This is a genomic window from Ruegeria sp. B10, assembly GCF_056539825.1.
Genome location: NZ_JBQFVP010000007.1, coordinates 129,573 through 155,661 on the forward strand (window position 1 = coordinate 129,573; position 26,089 = coordinate 155,661).

23 protein-coding genes are annotated in these 26,089 nt (G+C 59.3%); 13 read left to right on the forward strand and 10 right to left on the reverse strand.

Going from position 1 to position 26,089, the window contains the following annotated elements; genetic code table 11:
• Positions 1-22 precede the first annotated feature (22 nt).
• From ACR0J4_RS11360 to ACR0J4_RS11390, 7 genes are all read left to right on the forward strand, one after another.
• Positions 23-2,212, forward strand: coding sequence for a serine/threonine-protein kinase (locus tag ACR0J4_RS11360; protein WP_170642585.1), 2,190 nt, complete (start codon positions 23-25; stop codon positions 2,210-2,212).
• A 203-nt stretch (positions 2,213-2,415) separates the two neighbouring features.
• The gene (locus ACR0J4_RS11365; protein WP_170642586.1) at positions 2,416-3,492 is read left to right on the forward strand and encodes an FHA domain-containing protein; all 1,077 of its coding nucleotides are present in this window, start codon (positions 2,416-2,418) and stop codon (positions 3,490-3,492) included.
• A 3-nt stretch (positions 3,493-3,495) separates the two neighbouring features.
• Positions 3,496-4,281 (forward strand): PP2C family protein-serine/threonine phosphatase, encoded by a 786-nt coding sequence (locus ACR0J4_RS11370; RefSeq protein WP_170552160.1) that lies wholly within the window; start codon positions 3,496-3,498, stop codon positions 4,279-4,281.
• A gap of 21 nt (positions 4,282-4,302) precedes the next feature.
• The gene (locus ACR0J4_RS11375; RefSeq protein ID WP_170552163.1) at positions 4,303-5,565 is read left to right on the forward strand and encodes a transporter substrate-binding domain-containing protein; all 1,263 of its coding nucleotides are present in this window, start codon (positions 4,303-4,305) and stop codon (positions 5,563-5,565) included.
• 45 nt (positions 5,566-5,610) lie between these two features.
• Positions 5,611-6,720: a LysM peptidoglycan-binding domain-containing protein gene (locus ACR0J4_RS11380; RefSeq protein ID WP_170375715.1), complete on the forward strand. Its 1,110-nt coding sequence runs from the start codon at positions 5,611-5,613 to the stop codon at positions 6,718-6,720.
• 40 nt (positions 6,721-6,760) lie between these two features.
• On the forward strand, positions 6,761-7,867 hold the full coding sequence (locus ACR0J4_RS11385) for a LysM peptidoglycan-binding domain-containing protein (protein ID WP_170471522.1): 1,107 nt from the start codon (positions 6,761-6,763) through the stop codon (positions 7,865-7,867).
• 146 nt (positions 7,868-8,013) lie between these two features.
• The gene (locus ACR0J4_RS11390) at positions 8,014-9,273 is read left to right on the forward strand and encodes an aminotransferase class V-fold PLP-dependent enzyme (protein ID WP_170552172.1); all 1,260 of its coding nucleotides are present in this window, start codon (positions 8,014-8,016) and stop codon (positions 9,271-9,273) included.
• A gap of 2 nt (positions 9,274-9,275) precedes the next feature.
• Here the strand turns inward: ACR0J4_RS11390 and ACR0J4_RS11395 are convergent, their stop codons facing one another.
• The 6 genes from ACR0J4_RS11395 to ACR0J4_RS11420 all read right to left on the reverse strand — a co-directional run bounded on the left by ACR0J4_RS11395 (position 9,276) and on the right by ACR0J4_RS11420 (position 15,290).
• Complete coding sequence (locus ACR0J4_RS11395; protein ID WP_170552175.1) at positions 9,276-10,271, reverse strand: ABC transporter ATP-binding protein; 996 nt, start codon at positions 10,269-10,271, stop codon at positions 9,276-9,278.
• Position 10,272: 1 nt separating this feature from the next.
• Entirely contained in the window at positions 10,273-11,301 is a 1,029-nt protein-coding gene (locus tag ACR0J4_RS11400; protein WP_170642587.1) for a Gfo/Idh/MocA family protein, read from the reverse strand.
• Positions 11,298-12,137, reverse strand: coding sequence for a carbohydrate ABC transporter permease (locus ACR0J4_RS11405; RefSeq protein ID WP_170375704.1), 840 nt, complete (start codon positions 12,135-12,137; stop codon positions 11,298-11,300). Before ACR0J4_RS11405 ends, ACR0J4_RS11400 begins: the two co-directional genes overlap by 4 nt.
• A 10-nt stretch (positions 12,138-12,147) precedes the next feature.
• Entirely contained in the window at positions 12,148-13,062 is a 915-nt protein-coding gene (locus ACR0J4_RS11410) for a carbohydrate ABC transporter permease (RefSeq protein ID WP_170459957.1), read from the reverse strand.
• Between the two features lie 64 nt (positions 13,063-13,126).
• Complete coding sequence (locus tag ACR0J4_RS11415; RefSeq protein ID WP_170747265.1) at positions 13,127-14,377, reverse strand: ABC transporter substrate-binding protein; 1,251 nt, start codon at positions 14,375-14,377, stop codon at positions 13,127-13,129.
• A gap of 31 nt (positions 14,378-14,408) precedes the next feature.
• Positions 14,409-15,290, reverse strand: coding sequence for an N-acetylmuramic acid 6-phosphate etherase (locus tag ACR0J4_RS11420; RefSeq protein WP_170642589.1), 882 nt, complete (start codon positions 15,288-15,290; stop codon positions 14,409-14,411).
• A 156-nt stretch (positions 15,291-15,446) separates the two neighbouring features.
• On the opposite strand from ACR0J4_RS11420, the gene ACR0J4_RS11425 reads away from it, so the two are divergent.
• The 5 genes from ACR0J4_RS11425 (at position 15,447) to ACR0J4_RS11445 (ending at position 20,695) form a co-directional block, all read left to right on the forward strand.
• Positions 15,447-16,334 carry a BadF/BadG/BcrA/BcrD ATPase family protein gene (locus tag ACR0J4_RS11425; protein WP_170642590.1) on the forward strand — a complete coding sequence of 296 codons (888 nt, stop codon included), beginning with the start codon at positions 15,447-15,449 and terminating at the stop codon, positions 16,332-16,334.
• Positions 16,334-17,098 carry a GntR family transcriptional regulator gene (locus ACR0J4_RS11430; RefSeq protein ID WP_170638126.1) on the forward strand — a complete coding sequence of 255 codons (765 nt, stop codon included), beginning with the start codon at positions 16,334-16,336 and terminating at the stop codon, positions 17,096-17,098. The genes ACR0J4_RS11425 and ACR0J4_RS11430 overlap by 1 nt, the downstream gene beginning before the upstream one ends.
• 8 nt (positions 17,099-17,106) lie before the next feature.
• Positions 17,107-18,138, forward strand: a complete 1,032-nt coding sequence (locus ACR0J4_RS11435; RefSeq protein WP_170642591.1) for an SIS domain-containing protein — start codon at positions 17,107-17,109, stop codon at positions 18,136-18,138.
• Positions 18,135-19,292 (forward strand): N-acetylglucosamine-6-phosphate deacetylase, encoded by a 1,158-nt coding sequence (nagA, locus tag ACR0J4_RS11440; RefSeq protein WP_170642592.1) that lies wholly within the window; start codon positions 18,135-18,137, stop codon positions 19,290-19,292. The genes ACR0J4_RS11435 and nagA overlap by 4 nt, the downstream gene beginning before the upstream one ends.
• An 86-nt stretch (positions 19,293-19,378) precedes the next feature.
• Positions 19,379-20,695 carry a lytic murein transglycosylase gene (locus tag ACR0J4_RS11445; protein WP_170642593.1) on the forward strand — a complete coding sequence of 439 codons (1,317 nt, stop codon included), beginning with the start codon at positions 19,379-19,381 and terminating at the stop codon, positions 20,693-20,695.
• 271 nt (positions 20,696-20,966) lie between these two features.
• On the opposite strand, the gene ACR0J4_RS11450 is transcribed toward ACR0J4_RS11445, so the two are convergent.
• Genes ACR0J4_RS11450 through ACR0J4_RS11465 form a run of 4 tightly spaced genes read right to left on the reverse strand, consistent with a single transcriptional unit; the run spans position 20,967 to position 25,182 of the window.
• Positions 20,967-21,749: an arginine deiminase family protein gene (locus ACR0J4_RS11450; RefSeq protein ID WP_170642594.1), complete on the reverse strand. Its 783-nt coding sequence runs from the start codon at positions 21,747-21,749 to the stop codon at positions 20,967-20,969.
• 3 nt (positions 21,750-21,752) lie between these two features.
• On the reverse strand, positions 21,753-23,357 hold the full coding sequence (locus ACR0J4_RS11455) for a 5-guanidino-2-oxopentanoate decarboxylase (RefSeq protein WP_170642595.1): 1,605 nt from the start codon (positions 23,355-23,357) through the stop codon (positions 21,753-21,755).
• Complete coding sequence (locus ACR0J4_RS11460; protein WP_170552208.1) at positions 23,354-24,538, reverse strand: pyridoxal phosphate-dependent aminotransferase; 1,185 nt, start codon at positions 24,536-24,538, stop codon at positions 23,354-23,356. Before ACR0J4_RS11460 ends, ACR0J4_RS11455 begins: the two co-directional genes overlap by 4 nt.
• Positions 24,535-25,182 (reverse strand): TetR/AcrR family transcriptional regulator, encoded by a 648-nt coding sequence (locus ACR0J4_RS11465; RefSeq protein WP_480668588.1) that lies wholly within the window; start codon positions 25,180-25,182, stop codon positions 24,535-24,537. Before ACR0J4_RS11465 ends, ACR0J4_RS11460 begins: the two co-directional genes overlap by 4 nt.
• Positions 25,183-25,276: 94 nt before the next feature.
• Here ACR0J4_RS11465 and ACR0J4_RS11470 point away from each other — a divergent pair, with 94 nt between their 5' ends.
• The gene (locus ACR0J4_RS11470) at positions 25,277-26,074 is read left to right on the forward strand and encodes an ATP-binding cassette domain-containing protein (protein WP_170552608.1); all 798 of its coding nucleotides are present in this window, start codon (positions 25,277-25,279) and stop codon (positions 26,072-26,074) included.
• Positions 26,075-26,089: the final 15 nt, after the last annotated feature.

Below are 26,089 nucleotides of genomic sequence, written 5' to 3' on the forward strand. Positions count from 1 at the left end.
TGAGAAATACGGGCGGATTGAAATGAGCCATAACCAGGCTGTCGGTGCATCGCACGACGAACCAAAAATTGAAGGTCTGCAACCCGGAGCCAAGCTCCTGCGTGGGCAGTATGAAATCCTGAGCTATCTCAGCAATGGTGGCTTCGGAATCACCTATCTGGCCCGTGACAGCCTGGAGCGGGACGTGGTGATCAAAGAGTGTTTCCCCGGCGCGCTCTGCCGTCGCGACGGTGACCTTGTTGAAGCCGCTGATCCCTCTTACTCCGAAGACCTGCGCGCGATCGTGGATCTATTCATCCAGGAAGCGCGCAACCACGCGCGGCTGGTGCATCCCAACATCGTCGACGTGCATCAGGTGTTCGAGGACAACAACACCGCCTATATCGCCATGGACCTGATCCGCGGGTGCGACCTGCTGGACTACATGGACAAGCCCGAGAACGAAAGCGGCCCTGACTTCATCGTGCAGGTGACTGAAAAGATGCTGTCGGCGGTCTCTTTCATCCACCAGAGCGGCATGCTGCACCGGGACATTTCCCCCGACAACATCCTGATCGACGAGAATGGCGATCCGGTTCTGATCGACTTTGGCGCAGCACGCGAGCAGGCGGCGAACAAGTCGGCGGCGCTGTTGACGCTGCGGGTGATCAAGGATGGCTACTCACCCCATGAATTCTACGTTCGCGGTGCCGAGCAAGGCCCCAGTAGCGACCTCTATGTACTGGCGGCGACGCTGTATCACGCGATCAGTGGTGAGCGTCCGATTGATGGTCAAAGCCGCCTGAACGCGTTCAACAACGGTCAGGAAGACCCCTATACTCCGCTCACCGGGCGGTTCGAAGGCTATCCCGAAGGTTTCCTGGAAGCGATCGACAAGGCGATGGAGGTTCACGCAACCGACCGTCTGCAATCGGCGCTGGACTGGTTGCGCATGTTCCGCGGTCCGGGGGTGATGTTCGATACATTCGCCTATCGTCCGGTTTCGGTCATTGTCGGTATGGACCGCGAAGACAAAGAGGCCGAGAAAGCTCGGATCAAGGCTGAAAGCGAAAATGCCGAGGCGGTTGTGACCGCTTTGTTGGCGGGCAATTCCGACATTGTCATGGGCAATGAGGACAAGGCCGAAGAGGATCTGTCCAAGCTCTCGCCCCGCGAAGAACCGGCGGTTGCGGTTGATACGGTTGTCAAAAGCGGATCTAGCGGCAATGGCAAGCTGTTGGCAGGCGTCGCTGTTGTGGCCATCGCTCTGGCCGCAGGTGGGTATGTGATGATGTCCGGTGATGCGGACAAGGTCGAGACTGCGGCAGCGGTCCCTGCGACGGAAGCGGCGGAACCCGCAACCGCAGTAGTGGAAACCGAAACAGCGGCGGTCGAACCGGCCCAAACAGAAGAGCCTTCACAGGAACTGGAACAAGTCAGCGCTGCAGTGCAGCCTGTCGAGCAGGAGCCGGTTGAAACTGCGGAGACGGTTGCCACAGAAGCAGCCCCCGCAGAAACGGTGACCGAAGACGCAACGCCTGAAGAAACCGCAGCTGCGCCCGAAGAAACAGCAGCCGCACCCGAAGTGACCGCGCCTGAGGCCGAGGCCCCGGCAGCTCCGGTCAATCTGGCCGAGGCTCAGGTTGCGTTTTCGCATTGGGATGTTGAGGTTCCGTTTGATACGTCCCGCCGTCGCGCCTCGACCGGCAATATGTTCTCGATCACGGGTGTGGATGCCAATCAGGATATGTCGGTGATCGGCGATTGGGTTCAGCGCGGGGCCACCATCTTTACCTTGAACGGCAAGCCGGTGCGCGACGATGCCTCGTTTGCGGCACAGGTGCTTGAGAACCTGCAGGTGGATCCCGACGGGTATCTACGCGTAGCCGCGCGCTACCGTCCTCTGGGGGAGACACGGGCGCAGAACGGACTGCTGGCATTACCTGCATTCCGCACGATCGGGTTGGAAAACGGCTACGGCTTTAGCGTCAACGGCAATGGGGTCGGTGGCTGGCAGACAGTTGTGACAGAGGTGCCCGAAGGCGCGTCGGGCAGCTTGCAAACAGGGGATGTGCTGGTCAGCGAGGCCGAAACGGGTCTTGCGTTCGAAGGACCGGAAAGCCTCGATGCGGTGCTAGCGCAACTGGTGTCGGGCGAACAGCCTCAGGCGCAGTTTGCGGTATTGCGCAACGGTGCCGATACAGGCGCAACCATGCCTCTTGCGCAGGAGTGATCAGACCGGTTCGAACGTAATCTGCCAGCGTGTGTTTGCTGAGGGTGGCCCTCGAAAGACAGCCACCCTGACGGGATCCGGCCCGACGCAGAAAGGTAAAAAGTTTCCTGGTTTCAAGATTAAAGACCGCAGCGCGAACAGAAGTGGTGCGGGTATCGAAACGGCACAAAATTGCGTGCCAACAAGTTGAAGGTGTCGACACCATGTTCAAATACAAAAGCCCTCTCAGCCGGCTTCTAGAAGGTGCCGGCAAAGCCAAAGAAGAAGAAACGACTGAGGCAGCAGCCCCGGCCGAGGAAAAGCCCGAACCGATTGCGGATTTCAACGCGCTGCGCGCGGCGCTAGGCGGTGGCAATCTGGCCACTGAGGCGTATGAAGAGACATATGACGAAGAGGATGAGCTGACCGCCGAAGGCGAGATGCCCGAGTTTTCGGATGCCGAGGACGTGGCCGAGGACACCGGGGAAGAAACGTCGATCTTCGCAGAAGAAGCTCCGTTGACCGAAGAGCTGGCCGAGGAAGCAGCGATTGACGAGCCGGAAGCTGACGAGCAGATCGTGACCCTGCATCTGTCCGAAGACGAGCTTGTCGAAGCGCCGGTTCAGGATGAGGTCGAAGCGGCAGAGCCCGAAGTGATTGAACCTGTCGCGGTCGAGCCTACTCCGGAACCGACCGCCGCTCTGGTCGAGCCTGAGGTCGAAGTTCAGGAGCCGGTGGCGGAAACCCCCGAACCGCAGCCTGAGCCGCAGCCCGAACCCGAGGTGCAGGCCGCAGCGGTTGAGCCGACACCGACTCCAGCGCCGACTACGGCCCCAGCCGAGGACCGCCGTTCGCGTGTGAAGACCACTTTCCTGGGTTTCGAACGCGCAGATACCCACGTTCAGGACCTGATCGAAACCGCCGAGCCGGTGGCCAAGACCGAAGCCGCGCAAGAGACCTTCCCGGTGGGTTGGCTGGTTGTCACCCAAGGCCCCGGCCGTGGGTCCAGCATCACCCTGACCGAAGGTCTGATGCAGATCGGACGCAATGATGATCAGGCCATCCAGCTGGATTTCGGCGACACCGGCATCTCGCGCAGCAACCACGCCGTGATTGCTTATGACCCGGAAGATCGCAAATGCTATTTGGGTCATGGCGGTAAGGCCAATTTGGTGCGCCTGAATGGCAAGCCGGTTCTCAGCACCGTGGCGCTGTCCAATGGCGATCTGATCCGCATCAGCGAAACCTCGATCCGTTTCATGGCCTTCTGCGACGAAGGTTTTGATTGGCGGGATTCCTGATAGATGCTCGCGACTCCGGCATATGACGTTGCGCTGATCCTGAACCAGGGTCAGCGGGACACGCAGGAGGATGCCATCGCTGCGCGTATGTTCGACGCAGCAGATGCAGGCTATGTCGTGATTGCCGACGGTATGGGCGGGCATGAGGCTGGTGAGGTCGCCTCAGGCCTCGTGGTCGCCGCCTGGCGAGAGGCGCTGGACGCCGAGCTGGAAAGCGACACCGTGTCAGAACGCGCGGCGATAGATGCGTTGCCTTTGGCGGCCATGCAGGCCAACGCATTGATTTCGAACCGAAATGAAGAACAGGGCGATGGCTGCAACATGGGGTCCACCTTGCTGGGCACCTTGCTGTTGGGGCAGCGTCTGTTCTGGATTTCGATTGGCGACAGCCCGCTCTACCTGTTTCGGGACGGCGCGCTGATGCAGATCAACGAAGACCACTCGATGGCGCCGATGATCGACGCGCAGGTTGCCGACGGTACGCTGACCGAAGCGCAGGCACGGGCTCATCCGGACCGCAATCAACTAACCTCGGTCATTATGGGGGGTGCGATTCCCAAAGTGGATTGCCCGGAAGATCCGCTGGCAATGACGGCTGCAGATATCCTCATCCTCGGCAGTGATGGCCTGCAGACCCTGACCGATGACGAGCTTCAGGCGGTTGTAGGCGGCCATTCTCAGGCATTGGCGCAAGAAATCGCAGAAGCGCTGCAGCAGGCGGTGCTGGCGAAGAACAACCCTGATCAAGACAACCTCTCAATCGCAGTCGTGAAACTTGCGAAACAATAATAAGGCAAAGCAACGGGACCCATGAAAAACACATTGATCATATCGAGCCTGGCCCTGGCGGCGGCGACAGGTGCAGCATCGGCGCAAGAGGCGTGCTCGAACTACGAGATTCAGCGCGGCGACAGTCTGCGAGAGCTGGCGATTCAGGTCTATGCGACGGAAGATTTCCGCATCATTTTTGACGCCAACCGCGATGTGATTGGATCCAATCCGAACATCATTCGGGTCGGTGACGTGCTGGAAATGCCCTGCCTTGAAGATATCGGTCGTACTCCGGTACTGGCTGATACCGAAGCCGAGCGTCTGGCCGCCGAAATGGCAGCCGAGCTGGTCAAAGCGGCCGAAGAGCGTGCGGAACAGGCCATCGCCGAGGCCGAAGCCCGTGTGGCCGCTGCCGAAGCCGAGGCCAAGCAGGTCAGTGAACAGGCCGTGGTTGAAGCAAAGGCCGCCGCGCGTGAGGAAATCGAGGCGGCACGCGCCGAAGGTGCCGCCCTGATCCGCGATGCCGGTACGGGTGAACGCCCCGAGGTACGTGACCGTCAGGTGCTATTGATCACCGGCGGTGACTATCAGCCCTTCACCGACGAAGCACTGCCGCACCGTGGCCTCTATACGCATCTGGTGGAAACCGCGATGCTGCGTGCCGCACCCGAGCAGGCCTACAAGATTCAGTTCGTCAACGACTGGAACTCGCATCTGGATCTGCTGATGCCGACACTTGCGTTTGACGGCACTTTCCCCTGGTCGCGTCCGAATTGCGAAGAACCCGCGGCGCTGTCCGAAAACGACCGCAACCGCTGTGAGACTTACAACTTCTCGAACCCGTTCTACGAAGTGGTCGACACGTTCTTCGCCCGCGAAGGCACAAGCTATGTCGAAGCGCTCAGCTACGCTGATTTCGCCGGAACGACGATCTGCCGCCCCGAAGGTTGGTCGCTGTCACATATGGATGCGGTCAGTCTGTACGAGCCGATCATCACCTTGCTGCGCCCGGAATCGCCGGACGAGTGCTTTGAAGCAGTGATGACGGGCGAGGCCGACATTGTCGCAATCGAAGCGCACCTGGCCGACGGAGCCATCGGTCGGCTTGGCTACGAACACCGCATAGTCGAGAACCCGAATTTGGCGGCGATCAAGTCGCTGAATGTCATGACGCACAAGGACAACCCGGACGGAGAAGCGATTCTGGAAACGCTCAACAAGGGTCTGGCGATCATGCAGCAATCCGGCGAATGGCGAGACATCGTGTCATCCGCTCTTCGCTATCAAATGGAAAACGGCTGAGAAAACTGAAAAGCCATCTCAAATTTTATCTGGAGAAAACACCGAATGCCCAACTTCACGCTCCATAATGTTGCGTTGACAACCGCTGCCGTATTGACGGTCAGTGCCGGAGCCGCTGCCGCCCAACAAGCCTGTACGAATTATACCGTGCAGGACGGCGATACCATGGCGTCCATCGCGCTGACCGCGTATGGCACGTCCAACTACCAGCCCATCTTCAACGCGAACCGCGATGCGATCAGCAACCCTAACGCGCTGGATCCTGGGCTGTCTCTGGTCCTGCCTTGTGAGGACGGAAACCTGCCAAACGGTCAGAGCGCAAGCGACATCATCGCGGCGCAGCAGGAGCGTTTTGCAAACTCTGCGCAGAGCAGTGCGTTCAAACGGCCGATCAAACTGGTGACCGGCAATGGCTGGGCTCCGTTCGCGGATGAAACCCTGAACGGTGGCGGGTTCATCACCCGTCTGGGCACCACAACGCTGCAGCGTGGTGGCAATAACGAGCAATTCTCGATCAGCTTCGTGGATGACTGGAACTCGCATATCGAAACCCTGCTGCCGCTGGGCGCGTTCGATGTGTCGATGGCCTGGAATATCCCCGACTGCACCAACCGCAGCTATGAATGGTCATGGGAGACCGAGGTCCGCTGCACGCAGTTCCACGCCTCGGCCCCAGTCTACGACATCGTGTTCGGTTTCTACAGCGTGCCCGAGGGCAAATACGCCGGAGCCACCAGCTTTGACGACCTGCACGGCGCCACGATCTGCCGTATGGAAGGCTGGCCTTTGCACGATCTGGAGCAAGAAGGTTTGCTGCGCGACGACACCATGACGGTTGTGCAGCCCGCCACCGCACGGGAATGCCTGGATGCGGTCATCACTGGAACAGCCGACATCGCCACGTTCGAATTGCAGCTGTTCGCAGACGCCATGAGCGAAATGGGCCTGAATGCCAACGACCTAGTCGAGAACCCCTATGTCTCGACGCTGTCGTCCCTTCGCTTCATCACTCACCGGTCCAATCCTCAGGGTCAAAGATACCTTGCCCTGATGAACAAGGGCCTGAACGAAATGCGTGAAACCGGGGAATGGTACGCCATCATCTCGGATAGCCTGAATGAGCATAACGAAAGACTGCTAGACGCAATCAACTGAAACCTCATCTCCACATTCCAACTTATGGGAGGAATAAAAAATGCTAAGAGAAAAACTCAATACCAAAGTGATGACGGCAACCGCCGTCCTCACACTCTCCGCAGGTGCTGCAGCAGCGCAGGAAGCCTGTTCAAACTACACCGTGCAGGATGGCGACACGATGGCAACCATCGCGATCGCAGCCTATGGCACATCGAACTATCAGCCGATCTTCAACGCGAACCGCAACGAGATCACCAACCCCAATTCGCTAGAGCCCGGCCTGGTCCTGGCTCTGCCGTGTGAGGATGGCAGCCTGCCCAACGGTCAGTCGGCGCAGGAAATCATCGCGGCGGAAGAACAGCGTGCGGCCAGCGTGAAACGTTCGAACGTCTATGCACCACCGATCAAACTGGTTGCGGGCAACGGCTGGGAGCCGTTTACAACAGAATCCCTGAGCGGCGGCGGCATCATGACCCGTCTGGCGACAACCAGCCTGCAGCGTGCCGGCAATAGCCGCGACTTCTCGGTCAGCTTCGTGGATGACTGGTCTTCGCACTTGGACACTCTGCTGCCGCTGGGCGCATTCGACATCTCGATTGCCTGGACGCTGCCCGATTGTACAAACCGCTCTTACGAGTGGTCTGAGGCAACCGAAGCCCGCTGCACGCAGTTCGTGGCGTCTGTTCCGATCTACGACGTTGTTGGCGGCTTCTTCACGCTGCCCGAAAGCGAATACGCCGCCGCAACAGAGTTTTCGGATCTCGAAGGCGCAACCCTTTGCCGTATGGCGGGTTGGAGCATGGTTGTTCTGGAAGAAGTTGGCCTGAACGGCAAAAACCTGAACCTGATTCATCCGAACTCGGCGCGTGAGTGCCTGGACGCCGTTCTCACCGGCACAGCAGACGTTGCTGCATTCGAGGTTGAGCTGTTTGCCTCAACCATGAACGACATGGGTTTGACATCGGACGATATCGTCGAAAACCCCTATGTTTCGACTCTCTCGTCGATGAGCTTCATGGCTCACCGTTCGAACCCGTTTGCCCGCGAATACATCGCGATGATGAACAAGGGTCTGAACGAGATGCGCCAGTCCGGCGAATGGTACGCGATCATCTCGGACACGCTGCGCGAGCAGAACGAAAAGCTGAACGCCGGTTCGAACTGATCCCTCGGTTCAACTGACGCAGAAGGGCCGGTTGTTTCAACCGGCCCTTTTTCTTGTCATGAAGACAAAACCGGTGTTTGAATTCGATCTGTTCGGCACGCCCGTGCAAGCTGTCCGAACGCTCTGACTTTCCACAGGACTGACCCATGATCCAAGACAACCCCGCGCTTATTGATGCCATTCGCGACAGGTTCGCCCATGTCGACACGTGCCCGTTTCAGGGCGAACGCATTTTCTTTGAGAATGCAGGCGGCGCCCTGACGTTGAAATCGGTGGCTGAGACCTCGGCTTTCTATGCGGCGATCCCGGACAATCCGGGCCGTATCAACCCTGCGGGGCAGGGTACGCAAAATGTGATCAACAAAGCCAAGCAGGATCTAGGCGTGTTCATGAACGCCTCAAGCGGCCAGTTCTTTGCAGGCGAAAGCGGCACCGAGCTGTTGTTCCGCATGATTCGCACCGCGTGTTTGGCCGCACCCAAGGGAGCCAAGGTGATCGGGTCCTCCATTGAGCACCCGGCCACCCGCAGCGCCGCACGCCGCTGGGCCGAGATTGCTGGGCTGGACTATGTGAACGTGCCGCATGACAACGACACCGGTCTGGTCACGCCCGAGGACTACACCGCACTGATGACCCCGGATGTGGCGGTGGCGACGATCCTGCATGCCTCACCGGTGACAGGCATGGGCATGGATGTGGCCGCGATCTCGGCCGCGATCCGGGCGGTTGCGCCGGATTGCATGATCATTGTTGACGGCATCCAGCACGCGGCCCATGGGCAGTTGGATCTGGATGCCTACAACGTAGATGGCTATGCGATCTCACCTTACAAAGTGTTCTCGCGTCACGGATACGGGATTGCGTGGATCTCTGACCGTCTCACCCATACGCCCCACGACATGCTGATCGACGCCCCCGCGACAGGGTGGGAGTTCGGCACCCGCGACACAGGTTCCTATGCGACGGTGTCGGATGTGGTGTCTTACTTCGACTGGCTGGGTGGGGAAGTATCGGACGAGACTGACCCGCGCGCGCGGATTGAGGCTGCGGGTCGTGCCATTCATGACTACGAGACGCACCTCACCGATACAGCCATCAACGGCACCGGCAATCTGCCCGGTCTGCGCGATATGGATCACGTCACCATTCTTGCCGGGGCCGACAACCCAGCGCGTGAGGGGCTGGTGTCGATTGTGTTCAAAGGCAAGGCATCCGAAGATGTGGTCGAGACGCTGAATCAGCAGGGCATTCGAACCCATACGCGCAAGGCCGACCATTACTCGGGCAATGTGCTGGGGCCATTGGGGCTATCGGACTGCATCCGCATTTCCTTCTGTCACTACAACACAGAACAGGAAATCGCCCGCCTCTTGGCCGCCGTCAAAGAGCTTGGGGAAGACGCGTAGCGCTAAAGTCTCTGCCCGTCCTCGCCAAAAGCGAGGACGTTGGCCTGATCGAAGGCGATTCCTGTCCGCGCGCCCGGCTCAACCCTGTGTTGGCCGAAGGCGCGGATGGTGAAGGGTTTTCCGGTTCCTATATCGACCATGATATTCGTATCGGCCCCCAAGTTTTCCACATGCACCACGGTGCCGGATAGGGCCCCGGTTTCAGAATGGGTGGCATATTCCGGGCGGATGCCGAAATAGGTGCCCTTTGGGCCGCCGATCATATCCGCCGGGACAAAATTCATCGCGGGGGAGCCGATAAACTCGGCCACAAAGCGGTTGGCGGGGTTGTTGTAGAGGTCCATTGGGCTGCCGATCTGCTCCACGCGCCCGTCGCGCAGAACCACGATCTTGTCGGCGAGTGTCATTGCCTCGGTCTGATCATGGGTCACGTAGATCATGCTGGCGTCAATCTGGCGGTGCAGATTGGCGATCTCGACCCGTGTGTTCAGGCGCAGGGCGGCATCCAGATTGGACAATGGTTCATCAAACAGGAACAGTTTCGGGTTGCGCACAATCGCGCGCCCGATGGCCACACGTTGCCGCTGGCCGCCTGACAGCTCGGCGGGGCGACGCTCCAGATAGTCCTCAAGCGACAGCATCCGGCTGGCCTCGGAAATGCGGCGCGAGATTTCATCCTTCGGGTGGCCAGCCTGCTTCAGCCCAAGCGCCATATTTCCACGCACCGTGAGATGCGGGTAGAGCGCGTAGGACTGGAACACCATCGCAAGCCCGCGTTTCGCCGGGGGCACGGTATTGACCTGCTCTCCGTCGATTTCGACCGTGCCCGAGGTCGCACCCTCCAACCCCGCAATCACCCGCAACAAGGTCGATTTACCGCAGCCTGAGGGGCCGACAAAGACCACGAATTCATTCTCCTCGACGGTCAGGTCGATGTTCTTCAGCACCTCAACTGGTCCGAAGGATTTACATACACTACTCAGCTTCAGGGCGGTCACGTCACGCCTCCTTCAGGTCAACCGGCTGTCCGGTTCGAATGCTTTCATCAGCCGCCAGACAGATCCGCAGGGATTGCACCGCGTCGCTCATGTGGCGGGTCAGGTCGATATCCTCGGCGATGGCGCGCAGCATGTAGGCTTGCTCTGCATCGCACAGCTCCTGATGGCCCGGTTCGCCGTCCATTTCGATCAGAGTGTCCCCATCCAGGCGATGTACAAGAATGCCGCCCACTTTGGTGTGACCGTCCACGTCGTCCGAAGCGCCCTTGTTGCCCTCGGTGATCGAAACGGCCCCATTGGGCGAGACGATGTCTTTCACGAAGAACGCGGTCTCTGACATCATCGGGCCCCATCCGGCCTCGTACCAGCCGACTGATCCGTCCGCGAACACCACTTGGAACTGGCCGTAATTGTACATATCCGGTGCGATCTCGTCCGACAGGCGCAGGCCCATGCCGTTGACCCGTAAGGGCAGGGAGTCGGTGATCTGGCACATCACATCCACATAATGCACGCCACAATCGACGATCGGCGAGGTGGTCTGCATTAGCGCCTTATGCGTCTCCCAAGTCGGGCCGGTGGATTGCTGGTTCAGGTTCAGGCGGAACACGTAGGGTCCGCCCAGATCGCGCGCCTCAGAGATCAAACGCATCCACGAGGGGTGGTGGCGCAGGATATAGCCGATCACAAGTTTGCGCCCCGTCTCAACCGCTTTGGCGACAACACGGCGCGCATCCTCGACCGTGGTGGCCAGAGGTTTCTCGACAAACACATGCGCGCCAAACTCCATCGCGGCACAGGCATAGTCAGCGTGGCTGTCGGAATAGGTCGCGATAACCACCAGATCAGGCGCGGTCTCAGTCAGAGCGGTGTGGAAGTCCGAGAAGACGGGATAGCCCTGCAACTCCGACTGATCGACCTGGCCCGAGCGATTGACCAACCCAACAATCTGCGCGTCGGGATGATGGTGATGCGCCAGCGCGTGGCTGAGCCCCATATTGCCCAGACCTGCGATAAGGACTCGGATCATTTGACCGCCCCCGAGGTGATGCCGCGGATCAATTGCCGCGAGAAGATGACGTAGAGAACCATGACCGGCAGGATCGCCATGCTGAGCGCGGACAGAACCGCGTTCCAGTCAGTGACAAACTGCCCGATGAAGACCTGACTGCCCAGCGTGAGCGTCTTGGTTTCCTCGGCCGGGGCGAGGATCAGTGGGAACCACAGATCGTTCCAGATCGGGATCATATTGAACACGGCTACTGTCGCCATCGCTGGGCGTACAAGCGGTAGAACCAGCCGGAAGAAAATTGTGTATTCGCTGAGGCCATCAATGCGGCCCGCGTTTTTCAGATCGTCGCTGACCTGCCGCATGAACTCGGACAGGATAAAGACGGCCAGTGGCAGGCCCTGCGCGGTGTAGACAAGGATCAGGGCCATCAGCGTGTTCACCAGCCCGGTTGCGACCATCATCTCAAGGATGGCGACCGTGCCGATACGGATCGGGATCATGATGCCCAAGGCCAGATAGAGGCCCATCAGGGTGTTGCCGCGAAAGCGGTACTCGCTGAGGGCAAAGGCGGCCATTGCGCCGAACAGCAGGATGAAGAACAGCGACACCACCGTGACGATCATCGAGTTCTGGAAGTAGAGGAAGAAATCCCCCTGTTTCATCACCGTCTGATAGCCGATCATCGAGAATGTCTCGGCATCCGGCAGAGCCAGCGGCTCGCGAAAGATCGCTTTGCGGGATTTGAAGCTGTTGATAACGATCACAAAGACCGGGAACAACGCAATCAGGGTGTACAGGATCAGCGCACCATGCATGGCGGCGATATTGAACGGGTTTCTGCGGGCTTTGTTCATCTTACCACCCTCAGAACTGATACCGGCGGATGCGGGTCTGGATCAGAAACAGATAGACGCAGACACCGGTCAGGATGATCGCAAACATGCCCGTCGCAATGGCCGAGCCCATATGCGGATCGCCAAGCTGCAACTGGAACCCGAAGAAGGTGCGGTACATGAAGGTGCCCAGAATATCGGTTGAGAAATCGGGACCTGCCAGTGCGCCTTGCGCGGCATAGATCAGGTCAAACGCGTTGAAATTCCCCACGAAGGTCAGGATCGAGATGATGCCGATCGACGGCAGGATCAGCGGCAGTTTGATCTTCCAGAAAGCGGCCATGCCGGTGATGCCTTCGACCTCGGCGGCCTCAAGGATTTCTTCTGGGATCGACAGCAGCGCAGCATAGATCAGCATCATCGGGATGCCGACGAACTGCCAGACCGACACAAGCGCCAAGGTGGTAAGGGCATATTCCTCTTTCCCCAACCACGGAGCGTAGAGGGATTTCAGGCCGACAGCGGCCAGCATGTCCGGCGCGATGCCCCAGATCGGCGACAGGATCAGTTTCCACGCAAAGCCGACGATCACAAAGGACAGGATTGTCGGGATGAAGATGGCCGAGCGGTAGAATGCGGCAAACCTCAGCCTCGGGTGGCTGAGCATGGCAGCCAAAGCAATGCCGATCGGGTTCTGCACCAGCATGTGAATGAAAAAGAACCAGAAATTGTTACCGAGCGCGTTCCAAAACGCATCCGACCACAAAGGATCGCCAAAAAGCGTGCGGAAATTGTCCAAACCGACAAAGACGCGGGATTGATCAACCTCGGTGTAAAGCGCCAGCCGCAGCGTGTTGAACAGCGGCAGGATCATCACGGCGGTGTAAACCAGCACGGCGGGCGCAAGGAACACCACTATGTGCCATTTGATCCGGCTGTTGCCCATCTTGTGCCTCAACTGTTCTGGGTGGGTCCGGCCCGGAGGCCGGACCCGTTGGTTTCGTGAGTGGTTATTGGTGCGGTGCGTACCACGTGGCGAGGCCATCCTGCAGGCGTTGACCGGCGTCCTCGGGGCTTTCCTCGCCCTTGATGACCTGAGTCGAGGCGTTCCAGGTCTCGTTCTCAAGATTCGGCGTGCCGCGCGACAGGATCTGGTAGGTCGAGCGGATGGTTGAGCCACACTCGCCACGCCAGCTTACGAACTCCTGCGCCAGCGGGTCGTCCATCGCGACGTCAAAGCTGGACAGCGAGAAGAAGCCGGGCAGGGCGTTGGCGTAGATGGTTGCGAACTCTTCCGAGCCGACCCAATCCAAGAAGGTGCGCGCAGCCTCTGCGTTGGGTGACGCGGCGTTCAAGCCGATGGCGATATCGGTGTGATCCGAGATATAGCACTCATCGCCCGCATTCTGGACCGGAGGCTTAAACGCACCCATTTCGAAATCGGCCAGATTGTTGAAACCGCTGATCTCCCAGCTGCCTGCCGGATAGACGGCTGCGCGGCCCAGAGTGAACAGGTTCTGGCTGTCCGGATAGGTCTGGGCTTCGAACCCGTCGCCCATGTACTCACCCCATTTCGCCAATTGGCGATAGGGTGCAACCCACGCCTCATCCGTCAGCTTCTGCGAGCCTTCGATCAAGGCCAGACGGCCTTCTTCGCCTTTCCAGTAGTTCGGGCCGATATTGTTGTAGCCCATGGTTGCCGCTTCCCACTGGTCATTGGTGCCCATTGCCATCGGGATATAGGTGCCGTCCTCTTTGATCTTGTCGAGCGCCGCGAAGAACTCAGCCTCGGTTGTGGGCACGTCGATGCCCAGCTCGTTGAAGGCGTCCTTGTTGTAGATGAAACCGTGAATGACCGAGGCCATGGGAACACAGAAGGTCGCCGCGCCGTCATCGGTCTGCCACGCAGATTTCGCCACGTCCGAGAAATTGGCCATGCCGCCCAGATCGGACAGATCCGTCAGGTGACCGGCCTCATAAAGACCAAGCGAAGTGTCAAACGGACGGCAGGTGATCAGGTCTCCGGCCGATCCGGCATCCAGTTTGGCGTTCAGGGCCGCGTTGTATTCGGCAGGGGCCGAGGGTGTAAATCGGATTTTGATATCCGGGTTCTGCGCCTCAAACGCGGGGATGATCTTTTCCTGCCACAGGGCCAGATCGTCATTGCGCCAGCTTTCGATAGTCAGGACCGTTTCGGCATAGGCGGCGCCTGCAAGGGCCGACGACGCCAGCAAAACGGCGCTTAGTGATACTTTCTTCATGGTCTTTTCTCCCTTGGTATTTTGTTTGGTTTTAAAGTTGTTTCAGTGCGGGGCGCAGGTGGCCATCGGATTGCGCCAAAAGCGCCTCGGCCCGGTCCGGGCTGTCGGCGCCCGCGGCCAGCAAGATTGCCTGTTTCACGTTACCGGACGCCTGCGTAAGCGCAGCACTGGCCTGCTCTGCCGAAACCCCAGCGATTTTTCCAACGATCCCTTCGGCGCGTTGGCGCAGTTTATGGTTGTCCGCAATGACGTTCACCATCATCCCGTCATGAACATGCCCCAGGCGAACGCCCATCAGCGTGGACATCATATTCAGAGCCACTTTCTGCGCCGTCGCGGCCCCAAGGCGCGTTGAGCCGGCAATGGGTTCGGGTGGCGTGTTCAAGTGGACGGCGCAATCTACGTAGTCGAATAGCGGGGCCTCTGCGTTGTTGGCGATCCCGATGACCTTGGCACCCTGCGCGCGCGCGTGACGCGCGAATTCGACGGCATAGGGCGTGCTGCCACTGGCAGAAAGAGCGATCACAGCGTCACTCGGTTGTACCTTGGCGGCAGCAGATTGCGCCGCCGTTTGATCATCTTCGGTATGGCCCGGCATTGCTGCGCCCTGCGGTATCCCGCCTGCCATGCATATCGCCATGGTCTCAGGCGAAAGGCCGAATGTACCGGACAACTCGGCCCCGTCCGCCAGCCCCATCAAGCCCGACGAACCGGCTGCAGCGTAGTAAATCTTGCCGCCCCGGCGCACAGTCTCCGTCAGAATGGCGGCCCCCTTTGAAAGGGCATCCAGGCAGCCGCCAAGCCCACCCAATGCTGCCTTCTGCGCCTCAAGCAGATAGTCAAGGATGTCGACATCTGGCCGCAGGTCAAGCCCTTCGACCTCGTCGCGCAGCATTTCGGTTTGCGGCAGCATTTGATTCCTCCCCAGATGAGAGTAATACCTATATAATACCTTTTGTCTACCTCTCGTTGGAAAAATATGCCAAAAAACCCTGAAATAACCAATAATTCTCAGTTTCTATAAGCTGAGGTCTTTTTTTTCGGCAAAAGGTATCTTAAAGGTATCTATATGAATGAGTCCTTCCAATACCTGATTGCAATCGACGGCGGTGGCACAAAGTGCCGTTTCGCGATGGTCACACCTGACGGTCGAGTCGAGGTGACATTGGGTAGTGCCAATGCCTTCTCGGATCGTCAGAAAGCGCTGCGCACCCTCGATGAGGGGCTGCAGGCCTTGGCCGATAAGGCGCAATTGCCCCGAGCGCATCTGGCCGAGATTCCGACCTACGCGGGACTGGCTGGGGTGACGGATGCCGTTGCGGCGTCGGAGGTTGCGCGCAGTCTGCCCTCGCGGATTGTCGAAGTCGAAGATGACCGCAGGTCGGCGGTTGTGGGCGCCTTGGGCGCGCAGGACGGTTCTGTGATCGGCGTTGGAACGGGATCCTTTCTGGCCCGTCAGGCCGATGGGCGAACGCAGTTTATTGGCGGCTACGGAGCTTTGATCGGCGATCAGGCCTCGGGCAACTGGTTAGGCGTTAGGCTGCTTAAACGCGTTCTATTGGCGATAGACGGCATTCAACCGCACAGCGCACTGACCCGAAAAATCAGCGCGGAATATGGCGGCGATCCCATGCAAATCGTTGCGTTTGTTGGCCAGGCGAACCCCTCGGATTTCGCAGGTCTCGCCCCCGAGATCATCGCGGCTGCGGCTGGTGGCGATCCCGTGGCGCGAGATCTGTTGCAAGGCGGGGCCGACTATCTGGCGCAAGGGCTGCGCGCCCTTGGTCACACCGACGGATCGCCCATCTGCATGATCGGCGGGGTCGCGCCGCACTATGCAGACTATCTGCCCCCTCACATGCAGGCCTGCCTGACCGAGGCCAAGGGCTCACCGCTAGACGGTGCCCTGATTTTGGCGCGTCACCTGGCCGAGCGGGCAAAGGTAGGGGCGGGCTGATGAGCGACACGATCGAGACATTCCTGAAACCCGCCGATTGGCTGCAGGAGGCGACAGGCCCCCTCTATGTACGGTTGCGCAAGCGACTTGAGCAAAGCATTGAGGCCGGAGTTCTGGCCGAAAGCGCCCCGCTGCCTGGCGAGCGTGAGATGGCCCATCTGACGGGCCTGTCCCGTGTCACCGTCCGGCGCGCGCTGCAGGATTTGGTCGAGCGTGGCATCATCGTGCAGCGTCAGGGCTCGGGCAGTTTCGTGGCGGACGGAACGCCTCGGGTCGAACAATCGCTGTCTCTGCTGACCTCTTTTACCGAAGACATGACCCGTCGGGGGCTGGATTCGACCAGCGAGTGGCTGGACCGTGGCATCCACACGCCCTCACCTGAAGAGGTCATGGCGCTGGCCCTGTCCTCGGGCGAAGAGGTAGCGCGGCTGTCGCGGCTGCGCATGGCCAATGACCGGCCGATGGCGATTGAGCACGCGGCCTTGCCGGTCGATATCCTGCCGCATCCAGAAGGCGTAACATCCTCGCTCTATGAAGTGCTGGAACGCGACGGCAACCGCCCGGTACGCGCCATGCAGCGAATTTCAGCCATCAACCTTGAGGCCAACGATGCCGCCGTTCTGGGGGTCGAGCCAGGCGTGGCCGGGCTGCGGATCGTGCGGACCTCGTTCCTGTCCAATCGACGCGTGGTGGAGTTCACCCGCTCTGTCTATCGCGGTGATGCCTACGATTTCGTGGCCGAACTGCGCCTTGCAAACAGCTAGGAAACCACATGCAACAGCAGATCACCCGGATGCGCCGGGAAATCGATGAGATACCTGACGCGGTCGAACGGCTGCTCAGCCGGGGTCAACAGGACATTGCGTCCACGGCTGAGGTCGCCCGGACCCTTGATCCTGCCTTTCTGACAAGCGTGGCGCGGGGGTCGTCGGATCATGTCTGCACCTATCTCAAATACGCGTCGGAAATCCTGTTGGGCCTGCCGGTGGCCTCGGTCGGCCCTTCTGTCGCGTCGATCTACAACGCGCCGCTCCGGCTGCAAAACAGCCTTTGTCTGGCCGTGTCCCAGTCCGGTCAAAGCCCGGATATCCTGGCGATGGTTCGCAGCGCGGATCGTGATGGCGCACTGACCATCGGGTTGACAAATGACGCGGACTCTCCGCTGGCGGTATCCTGCGCCTATACGATTGATATACAGGCAGGCCCCGAACTAAGTGTGGCCGCGACCAAGACATTTGTGTCCTCCGCCGTGGCGGGCCTGTGGGTGTTGGCCGAATGGGCGCGGGACGAGGCGCTTTTGGCGGCCATTCGCGATTTGCCAGAACGGCTGGCGCAAGCTGCGCGTATCGACTGGCCTGAGGTACGGGTTGCGATTGGGGCGAACCCGTCGCTGTTCACCTTGGGGCGCGGGCAGGTGCTCGCCATGTCCAACGAGGCCGCATTGAAGTTCAAAGAGACCTGCCAATTGCACGCGGAGAGCTATTCTTCGGCCGAAGTGCTGCATGGGCCGGTCTCGATTGTCGAAGAAGGGTTTCCTGTCCTCAGCTTTGCTGCTGCCGATGCTGCGGAACCCGCGTTGTCCGAGGTCGCCGACGCGATCAGCGCCAAAGGGGCCCGCGTTTTTGCGACCACGACCAAGGTCAAATCTGCGTCGCCGGTCGAACATGTCCGCACGCTACACCCGCTGACCGACGCGCTGAGCCTGATCGTTTCGTTCTACTCCATGGTCGAGGTTTTCGCCGCCTCGCGCGGCATTGACCCGGATGCCCCCCGGCACCTCAAGAAGGTGACGGAGACGGTATGACGGAGACGACCCACGCCCTCATCGGAGCAGATATTCTGACGCCGGACGGCATCGTGAAAGACCACGCGCTGTTGCATCGGGGTGGGCGGGTTGATGGCGTCGTTACCATGTCGGAACTTGGCTCTGGGCACGTGCCAATCACGCTGGAGGGCGGGTTTCTCGCGCCGGGTTTCGTCGATCTGCAGGTCAATGGCGGCGGCGGGGTGATGTTCAACAACCAGCCGGATGTCGACGCGCTGCAGATCATGGCTGGGGCTCATGCGCAGATCGGGGCGACCTCGATCCTGCCGACCTTGATCACGGATTCGCCCGAGGTCACCGCAAACGCCATCTCGGCCGCGATTGAGGCCGTGCGGCAAGGCGTTCCGGGGATCGTTGGCCTGCACTTGGAAGGCCCGCATCTGGCTGTCTCCCGCAAAGGCGCGCATGACGCTGCCTTTATCCGCCCGATGGAGGATGCGGATGTCGCGGCCCTGCTTGAGGCCGCCGCCCAATTGCCGGTGCTTAAAGTGACACTGGCGCCCGAAAGCGTCACGAACGCCCAGATTGAAACACTGACGGCGGCAGGTGTATTGGTCTCCTTGGGGCATACCGATGCCAGTTATGAGGTCTGCGTTGCCGCCGCAAAGGCTGGTGCGCGCTGTGTGACGCATCTGTTCAACGCGCAAAGCCAGATGCAAGGACGCGCGCCGGGAACCGTTGGCGCGGCATTGGCCGAGGGAAAATTCTCGGCGGGTCTTATCGCGGACATGATCCATGTTCATCCCGCCATGATCCGCAATGCGTTGAATGCCAAGCTGGGACCCGGTGAGATTTTTCTGGTCAGCGATGCCATGGCGACGGCAGGGTCGGATATCCGCGTGTTTGAGCTCAATGGCCGTGAAATCCACCGGGAGGACAACCGGCTAACGCTGGCCGACGGAACATTGGCCGGCGCGCATCTGGAATTGTTGCAGGCGGCGCGGAATCTTACCACGCAAGTCGATGTGCCGTTTGCTAAGGCCCTGCAGATGGCCAGCCTTGTGTCCGCGAACTTGATCGGCAATCGCCAGATCGGACGTCTGGTCAAAGGCGCGCTGGCACATGTCTTGCATATCGGCCCTGAGGGGGATCTGCTGGCCGTCTGGCAGAACGGGCAGAAAATCCTCGGATGACCCTATCGGCAGAACCGGTCTGCGTGCTTTGAAAACCGCCCATTTTGCGCTATCCTGAGGCAGAGCAGTAATCAGGAAAAAACGGAATGCGTAAATGCATAGGCGGCGTCATGACCGCCGCATTGTGGGCATCCATGATGCAGGCAGGTTCAGCAGAAACTTCTCAAGGGTCAGAAAATCGACTTTTGGACAATACGATACAACTGGCCTCGGCGGATGTGGTGATCTCCCTCCGGCCGGTGCCGCGACCTTCGGCTGAGGCCGTTCGGGTGTCGGTAGAAGGCAATGCCCGCTTTCAGGCATGGCTTGGCGCGTTTCAGCGGCGGGCGGTTGCGCAGGGGATCACTCAGCAGACATTGGATCACGCACTGGCCGGGCTTAGCTATGACCAAAGGGTCATCAAACGGGATCGCAATCAAGCAGAGTTCTCAAAGCCGATCTGGGAGTATTTGGACGCGGCCGTCTCGGACACGCGCATCTCCAATGGTCGCGCGGCATTGGACCGGCATCGAAAAGTCCTGCGGCAGATCGAGGCGCAATATGGCGTCGAGAAAGAGGTCGTAACTGCCATTTGGGGCCTCGAGACCTCCTTCGGGTCCTATCGTGGCAGCAACCAGACGATCCGCTCTCTGGCGACATTGGCCTTCGATGCCCGCCGCGCTTCGTTTTTCGAGACCCAGTTAATCGCAGCTTTGCGGATCATTCAGGCCGGGGATATAAGTGCGGGTCGCATGGTGGGCAGCTGGGCTGGCGCCATGGGGCATACGCAATTCATGCCGACCTCGTATCTGGATCACGCGGTTGATTTCGATGGCGACGGTCGGCGTGATATCTGGTCTGAGGATCCGACAGACGCGCTGGCCTCGGCCGCCGCCTATCTGGCCCGGCATGGGTGGACCAAAGGGCAACCCTGGGGGGTGGAAGTGCGTCTGCCCAACGGGTTCGACTATGCAACGGCCAAGCGGGACTACACTCTGATGCCGTCTGATTGGGCAGCACGTGGTGTGGTCGGACTTGATGGCAAACCGGTGCGCGATCATGGACGGGCGGCGATCTTGCTGCCTGCGGGCGGGCAGGGTGTAGCGCTGATGATCTTCGACAATTTCAGCGTGATCGAGGCGTATAACGGTGCGGATGCCTATGTGATCGGAATTGGTCACCTGTCGGATCGGCTGAGCGGAGATGCTCCGTTTCAGGCCAGTTGGCCGCGTGGCGACCGGGTGCTGAGTTTTACCGAGAAAAAGGAATTGCAAACGCGGTTGACGCAGGCCGGGTTTGATACCCAGGGCATAGATGGGCGCACCGGGCCGAATACGGTGAATGCAGTGCGGGCCTATCAGCTGGCTCAAGGACTGCTGCCAGATGGCTATGCGTCCATTCGTTTGCTTGAGCGGTTGAGGTAGGGGAGGGGGGCGCTGCCAAGCTGTCGATTGCACTATTGTTTGGTATTGCCTCGCACTTGCCAGCTTGGGCCAAATACCTTGGTGCTCTCGCACTTAGCCGAGCGCTAAGGCGAAAAACGCGATTGCATGCTAATCGTGTTTAGGGTGTTTGGGCGGCGCGGACTGCTCTTTTGCGCTCGTTGGCTGGACGGAAGCAGGTGCGGCGCGCATGCGGACAGCCTCGGCACTCAAGCTGAACTCGGTTATTTTGCCTGATGATCCTTCGCTACCATCAAAACCTCAGAGACAGGCATGACATGCCGCCATCCAACTTGGCGCAATCGGTGTTGTCGATTTGGACCACCTCGTACCCAGCCTTGTCCAAAACATCTGCAGTGCGCGGAAAACCAGCCGCCATGAGTACCAGATTGTTGAAACGTATTGCATTGGCGGCCGCTTCTTCACCGTCGGCAACATGCAGAACCCGGTAGCCTTCAAAACACCCGGACGCATCCAGGCGCTTGGTTGAAAGGATGGTTTCGGCATCCATCAGCGAACAATCGGTCTTGAAATGCAACACGCCTTCAGGCGTAAACACCTCGCGCAAAGCATGGCCCCATTCATTGGCAATTTCCGTCAGCTCGGCCACGCCTGCAGCGTCGGTTCGATCCGAGCGGCCGACCAGAATTTCCTTTCCGGTCACCAGGATATCACCTCCTTCGACATGGCCGGGACCTTTGATCTCGCGGACGTCGTCGTAGCAGGCACGGATCGTCGACGAAATTTCTGCCACCTCACCCAGGCGGGAGGGCGCGCTAGGTCGCATCAGGATAGCACCTTGCGGCAGGCACAGCGCAGTGTCCTCGACGAATTGGGCGTCCGGGTACGCTTCCAGCGGGTCTAGCTCAATAACTTCTGCTCCAGTGCTCCGCAGCGCGCTGACATAGGCCGAATGCGCAGCCAGCATACCCTCTAGGCTGGGATTGCCGATATCCTCGGCACGCAGGCCGTCTGCAATGGTCGAGGCAGGCTTGCGCGTTATGGCACCGGTAAATTCAAAGGTCGGGTTTCGCATGAGTCACTCCTGATCCGAGCGGCGCCCGGCAGTATCAATTTCCAGAATCGAGGGGCCGTATTGGGCATCGGCTTCTGCCAGTGCAGCGGCAACAGCTGTTGGATCTTGCAGAACGCGTTTGTAGTGGACGCCAAACGAGGCAGCAGTGGCCGCAAAGTCAGGTGGGGTTGGGTCGCAACCGATCACCTCGACGCCCACGTCCTCCATGGACGTGGCGATTTCGCCATAGCCATGGTTGTTCCAAAGAACAAAGGTAATGCGGAGGTTTTGGTCCACTGCAGCCATGATCTCGGGCAGTGAGAATTGGGCACCTCCGTCTCCGGCGATGCAAATCACGGACGCCTCCGGGTCGGCAATCGCGGCACCGATGGCGGCCGGAATGCCATAGCCAAGAGCCCCGTATCCGGTGGCCGCATTGAACCAACCGCCAGGACGGTCGTGATCATAGTAGAGGTTGCCCGCATAAATCGGCTGAGTGGAATCTCCGATCATGAGCGCATTCGGGACTGCGGCGCGCATGGCCGCGAGAATCCCGACTTGAGCGCGGTAGTCCGAACCTATCTCTTCAAACGCCGCAGCGCGGGTTCTTTCAGCGCGATCCTTTCCATCTCGTCGGTTGGATTTTCCGGGCAATGCCGACAGCAAGGACGAAACAACCTGACCGGTGCGACCCTCTATGGCTATTGCGGCTTCGTGACGGGTCAATTGATCCGGGCAAATATCCACTCGTATGAGCCCCGACATTGAGGCCATATCTCCGGTGGCATACATGTCATAGTCCGTTGGGCCCAACTCGGTCCCCAAAGCGAGGACGCAATCGGCTTCTTCGATCAGTGTCCGGACAGATTTTAAACTCGGACTAGCGGGAATAGTCAGTGGGTGCCCATGCATCAGACCGCGCGCATTTACGGTTTGCACGACAGGCGCATCGAGACGCTCTGCCAGAGTTTGTAGATCTTCTCCGGTCGTTTTCGCTCCGCCCCCCGCCAAGATGACGACTTTTCGCGCGGCCGACAGCCGGTCTACAGCTTGTTGAACCAAGTCACTGTCCAGTGCCTGATGGGGATGATCATCCGGAGTCAGGGCGCTTTCAGCGACCAATCCCGCCACATCCAGCGGGATTTGGATATGGGTGGGGCCCGGTCGTCCAGCGGAATAGGGTGCAAACGAGCGATCCAAAGCAGCGCTCAGATCACCCGGCTGGTCCACATGTTCGGACACCAGCGAAACAGTCTTGGCGAGCGCATGTTGGTCGGGCAGTTCATGCAAATGGCCAAGACCCTTGTGTAGCGTGCTCTTTTCGTTGACGCCAGAAACCACCAGCATCGGAACAGAATCCGCGCGGGCCTGCGCCATCGGCGTCAGCGTATTTGTCAGGCCGGGCCCCGTAATCACGAAGGCCACGCCCGGCTTGCCTGAAACACGCGCATAGCCGTCAGCCATAAAACCTGCGCCTTGCTCGTGCCTTGGGGTCACATGCTGAATGCCCGAGGCGGCAAGCCCGCGATAGAGCTCAACGGTGTGCACGCCGGGAATGCCGAACACGCAGGATACGCCCCGTTGCTTCAATTCGGCGACCAGTGCCTCGCCCACTGTTTGTTTGGTCATGCAACATTCCGTTTGCTGAGGTTTGCGTGGGCGACGATGCGGTCCAGCGCCGTCGCGAATTGGCTGTCGTCGATGGTGAGGGCGACCCGAACCCAGTCCTTGAGGCTTTCACCAAAGGCCGAGCCCGGCATCACTGAAACGCCATGCTCCAAAAGATCCCAAGCATAGGCGTCACCATCCATTCCAATGCCCGACACGTTGACTAACGCAAACATGCCCGCTTCCGGTTGGTGGACGGTCAGAGGCGTTTCACTATGAAGGCGGCGTGCCAGACCATCAGCGCGGGCTGCAAAACGGGAAGCCATACCAGCGGCGACCGAAGATCCGTCTCGCACAGCTTTTTCCGTCATGTCTGCGATAAAGGGCTGGTTGCCAAACAACATCGTTTCCGAGACCGGTAGTAACGCAGTACAGAACGCGGCTGGGCCTACGCACCAACCGCTGCGAAATCCAGGGGCTGCGTGAGATTTTGAAATCGACGACACCGCGATGACCCTATCGGCCAAGTCCGGGACAGACAACGGAGAGACAAATTCTGCTCCTTCAAACACTAGATGCTCGTACACTTCGTCCGAGATGATCCAGAGGTCGTGCTTGATCGCAAGTTCGCCAATTTTCCGCACATCTTCTGCGGTCACGATCGCGCCGGTTGGATTATGCGGAGTCGTCAGAAGTATAGCGCGGCTGCGCGGGGAGATGCGCTCGGCAATATCTTCGGCCTGCAACCGAAAACCGTTTTCAGGGCGGAGTGGCACCGGCACGGGTTCGGCTCCTGATGCGCGGATCACGCCCTCATACGTGGCATACATCGGATCACCGACCAACACTTCGGAACCGGCTTCGGCGACGCCTTGCATCACCGTATAAAGTGCGGTCTGCGTGCCGGGAAAACAAAGAATGTTCTCCGGCAAAAACTGCCGGCCGCGGCTTTTGGTGTACGACTCTGCCAAGGCTGCGCAAAGCCCGGCCTCTCCGCGGCCGTTGGAATAGCCGGTACGGCCCGACTGCAAAGCTAAGGCAGCGGCATCGCAAAGCTCCGACGGCGTTGGCACGTCCGGCTCGCCGATTGTCATTTCCACCAGATCGGCGCCTGCCTCAACCATGGCGCGCGCCTTCAAGTGTACTTCCCACTTACCGCCGCCCAATCCGGCCAGCCGTTCAGTAATTGCCGTCAACCTCATAGGCGCTCGCTCTCTTGCGTTAGATCCAAATCGATAATGGCGGAAACGGATTGCAGCCCGATTTCAACCAGTTCACCCTGCTCAAAGGCATCGGGTAAGGCCCCGCCTTCCAGCCACAGACCGTCGATGACCGCATTGCAAGCGATAGCCAGCTGCCGCAATTGGACAGGCGATGCCGAACGGTTCGCTTCATTCAGAGAGGCCGCGATTAACCCTTCAAGCTGGTCCCGAAAATAGGCGTATGTTCGTTCGTGGGTCGCCTTCATTTGCTGGTCCTGCTGAACTTTGTTCAAAAAACTGGCCCAAAGAGCGATAGCACGGGGGTCGACAACCGGAGGCGTCAACGACGCGGTCACGAAAGCTGCCAACTTGGCTTGGGCGCTGGCTTCGACTTCATGCGCAGGTGCGAAGGTCTGATCTGTCATCGAGTTCATGTGGTGCTCATAAGCGGCGGCGATCAGCTCCTGCTTGGAGTTGAAATGATGACGGATCATTCCCTGAGAAACATCTGCGCGATCTGCGATTTCCCGCACAGTTGCGCCACGCACGCCTTGTTCGGCGACCAAATCAAGTGTCGCCAGAATCAGTGCGTGTTGTCGGGCTTCGGCCGTCTCGCGCTTAAATTTCTTGCGGGTTTCGCTCACGATTGGTCCTAATTTGCGGATGCTGTAATTATACACTTGCATAATTACTATGCTCGCGGCTTACTGCAATCAGAAAGTTGGGGTCAAAGAAAAAATGGACACAGCCGCCGCTGACGCAGTTGCTCAAGAAACGGATACGCGCCGAGAGGCGATCCGCGTTGAGGACTTGCACAAGTCTTTTGGAAATCTCGAGGTACTAAAAGGCGTAGACCTCACTGCACATCAGGGCGATGTCGTAGCGATCATTGGTGGCTCGGGGTCTGGCAAGTCGACCATGCTAAGATGCATCAATTTCCTTGAAACGCCGACCTCCGGCAAAATCATAATCGGAGGCGAGGAAGTAGCAATGCGGGCAGATGGCAGCCCGGCCAGCCAGAAGCAGATAGAGCGCATCCGGACAAAGCTGGCGATGGTGTTCCAGCAATTCAACCTGTGGACCCACCGCACTCTGCTGGAGAATGTGATCGAGGTTCCGGTACATGTGTTGAAGGTGCCAAAATCAGAGGCGATCGAACGCGCGCGCCAGTTGCTGGTCAGGGTAGGCCTGGGCGGCAAAGAGGACACCTTCCCAGCATATCTCTCCGGGGGCCAACAGCAGAGGGCGGCTATTGCTCGGGCATTGGCAGTTGATCCTTCCGCCATGCTCTTTGACGAGCCGACATCCGCACTGGATCCAGAACTAGTGGGCGAAGTGCTGACGGTGATCCGTGACCTGGCTGCAGAAGGGCGAACCATGCTATTGGTCACCCATGAGATGAAGTTCGCGCGCGAAGTGGCGAACCATGTCGTCTACCTCTACCAGGGGCGCATTGAAGAGCAGGGACCGCCTGCCGACCTCTTTGGAAATCCACAATCAGAACGACTGAAGCAATTCCTCAGATCAGTCGGATAGCATCAAAACACCAAA

Bases quoted from the DNA above. Each gene is read 5' to 3' on its own strand.
- ACR0J4_RS11430 (WP_170638126.1), top strand. From the start codon at position 16,334: ATGAGCGACACGATCGAGACATTCCTGAAACCCGCCGATTGGCTGCAG.
- ACR0J4_RS11470 (WP_170552608.1), top strand. From the start codon at position 25,277: ATGGACACAGCCGCCGCTGACGCAGTTGCTCAAGAAACGGATACGCGC.
- ACR0J4_RS11425 (WP_170642590.1), top strand. From the start codon at position 15,447: ATGAATGAGTCCTTCCAATACCTGATTGCAATCGACGGCGGTGGCACA.
- ACR0J4_RS11415 (WP_170747265.1), bottom strand. From the start codon at position 14,377: ATGAAGAAAGTATCACTAAGCGCCGTTTTGCTGGCGTCGTCGGCCCTT.
- ACR0J4_RS11450 (WP_170642594.1), bottom strand. From the start codon at position 21,749: ATGCGAAACCCGACCTTTGAATTTACCGGTGCCATAACGCGCAAGCCT.
- nagA (WP_170642592.1), top strand. From the start codon at position 18,135: ATGACGGAGACGACCCACGCCCTCATCGGAGCAGATATTCTGACGCCG.
- ACR0J4_RS11455 (WP_170642595.1), bottom strand. From the start codon at position 23,357: ATGACCAAACAAACAGTGGGCGAGGCACTGGTCGCCGAATTGAAGCAA.
- ACR0J4_RS11410 (WP_170459957.1), bottom strand. From the start codon at position 13,062: ATGGGCAACAGCCGGATCAAATGGCACATAGTGGTGTTCCTTGCGCCC.
- ACR0J4_RS11400 (WP_170642587.1), bottom strand. From the start codon at position 11,301: ATGATCCGAGTCCTTATCGCAGGTCTGGGCAATATGGGGCTCAGCCAC.
- ACR0J4_RS11460 (WP_170552208.1), bottom strand. From the start codon at position 24,538: ATGAGGTTGACGGCAATTACTGAACGGCTGGCCGGATTGGGCGGCGGT.
- ACR0J4_RS11420 (WP_170642589.1), bottom strand. From the start codon at position 15,290: ATGCTGCCGCAAACCGAAATGCTGCGCGACGAGGTCGAAGGGCTTGAC.
- ACR0J4_RS11445 (WP_170642593.1), top strand. From the start codon at position 19,379: ATGCGTAAATGCATAGGCGGCGTCATGACCGCCGCATTGTGGGCATCC.
- ACR0J4_RS11360 (WP_170642585.1), top strand. From the start codon at position 23: ATGAGCCATAACCAGGCTGTCGGTGCATCGCACGACGAACCAAAAATT.
- ACR0J4_RS11365 (WP_170642586.1), top strand. From the start codon at position 2,416: ATGTTCAAATACAAAAGCCCTCTCAGCCGGCTTCTAGAAGGTGCCGGC.
- ACR0J4_RS11435 (WP_170642591.1), top strand. From the start codon at position 17,107: ATGCAACAGCAGATCACCCGGATGCGCCGGGAAATCGATGAGATACCT.
- ACR0J4_RS11390 (WP_170552172.1), top strand. From the start codon at position 8,014: ATGATCCAAGACAACCCCGCGCTTATTGATGCCATTCGCGACAGGTTC.
- ACR0J4_RS11405 (WP_170375704.1), bottom strand. From the start codon at position 12,137: ATGAACAAAGCCCGCAGAAACCCGTTCAATATCGCCGCCATGCATGGT.
- ACR0J4_RS11380 (WP_170375715.1), top strand. From the start codon at position 5,611: ATGCCCAACTTCACGCTCCATAATGTTGCGTTGACAACCGCTGCCGTA.
- ACR0J4_RS11385 (WP_170471522.1), top strand. From the start codon at position 6,761: ATGCTAAGAGAAAAACTCAATACCAAAGTGATGACGGCAACCGCCGTC.
- ACR0J4_RS11375 (WP_170552163.1), top strand. From the start codon at position 4,303: ATGAAAAACACATTGATCATATCGAGCCTGGCCCTGGCGGCGGCGACA.
- ACR0J4_RS11370 (WP_170552160.1), top strand. From the start codon at position 3,496: ATGCTCGCGACTCCGGCATATGACGTTGCGCTGATCCTGAACCAGGGT.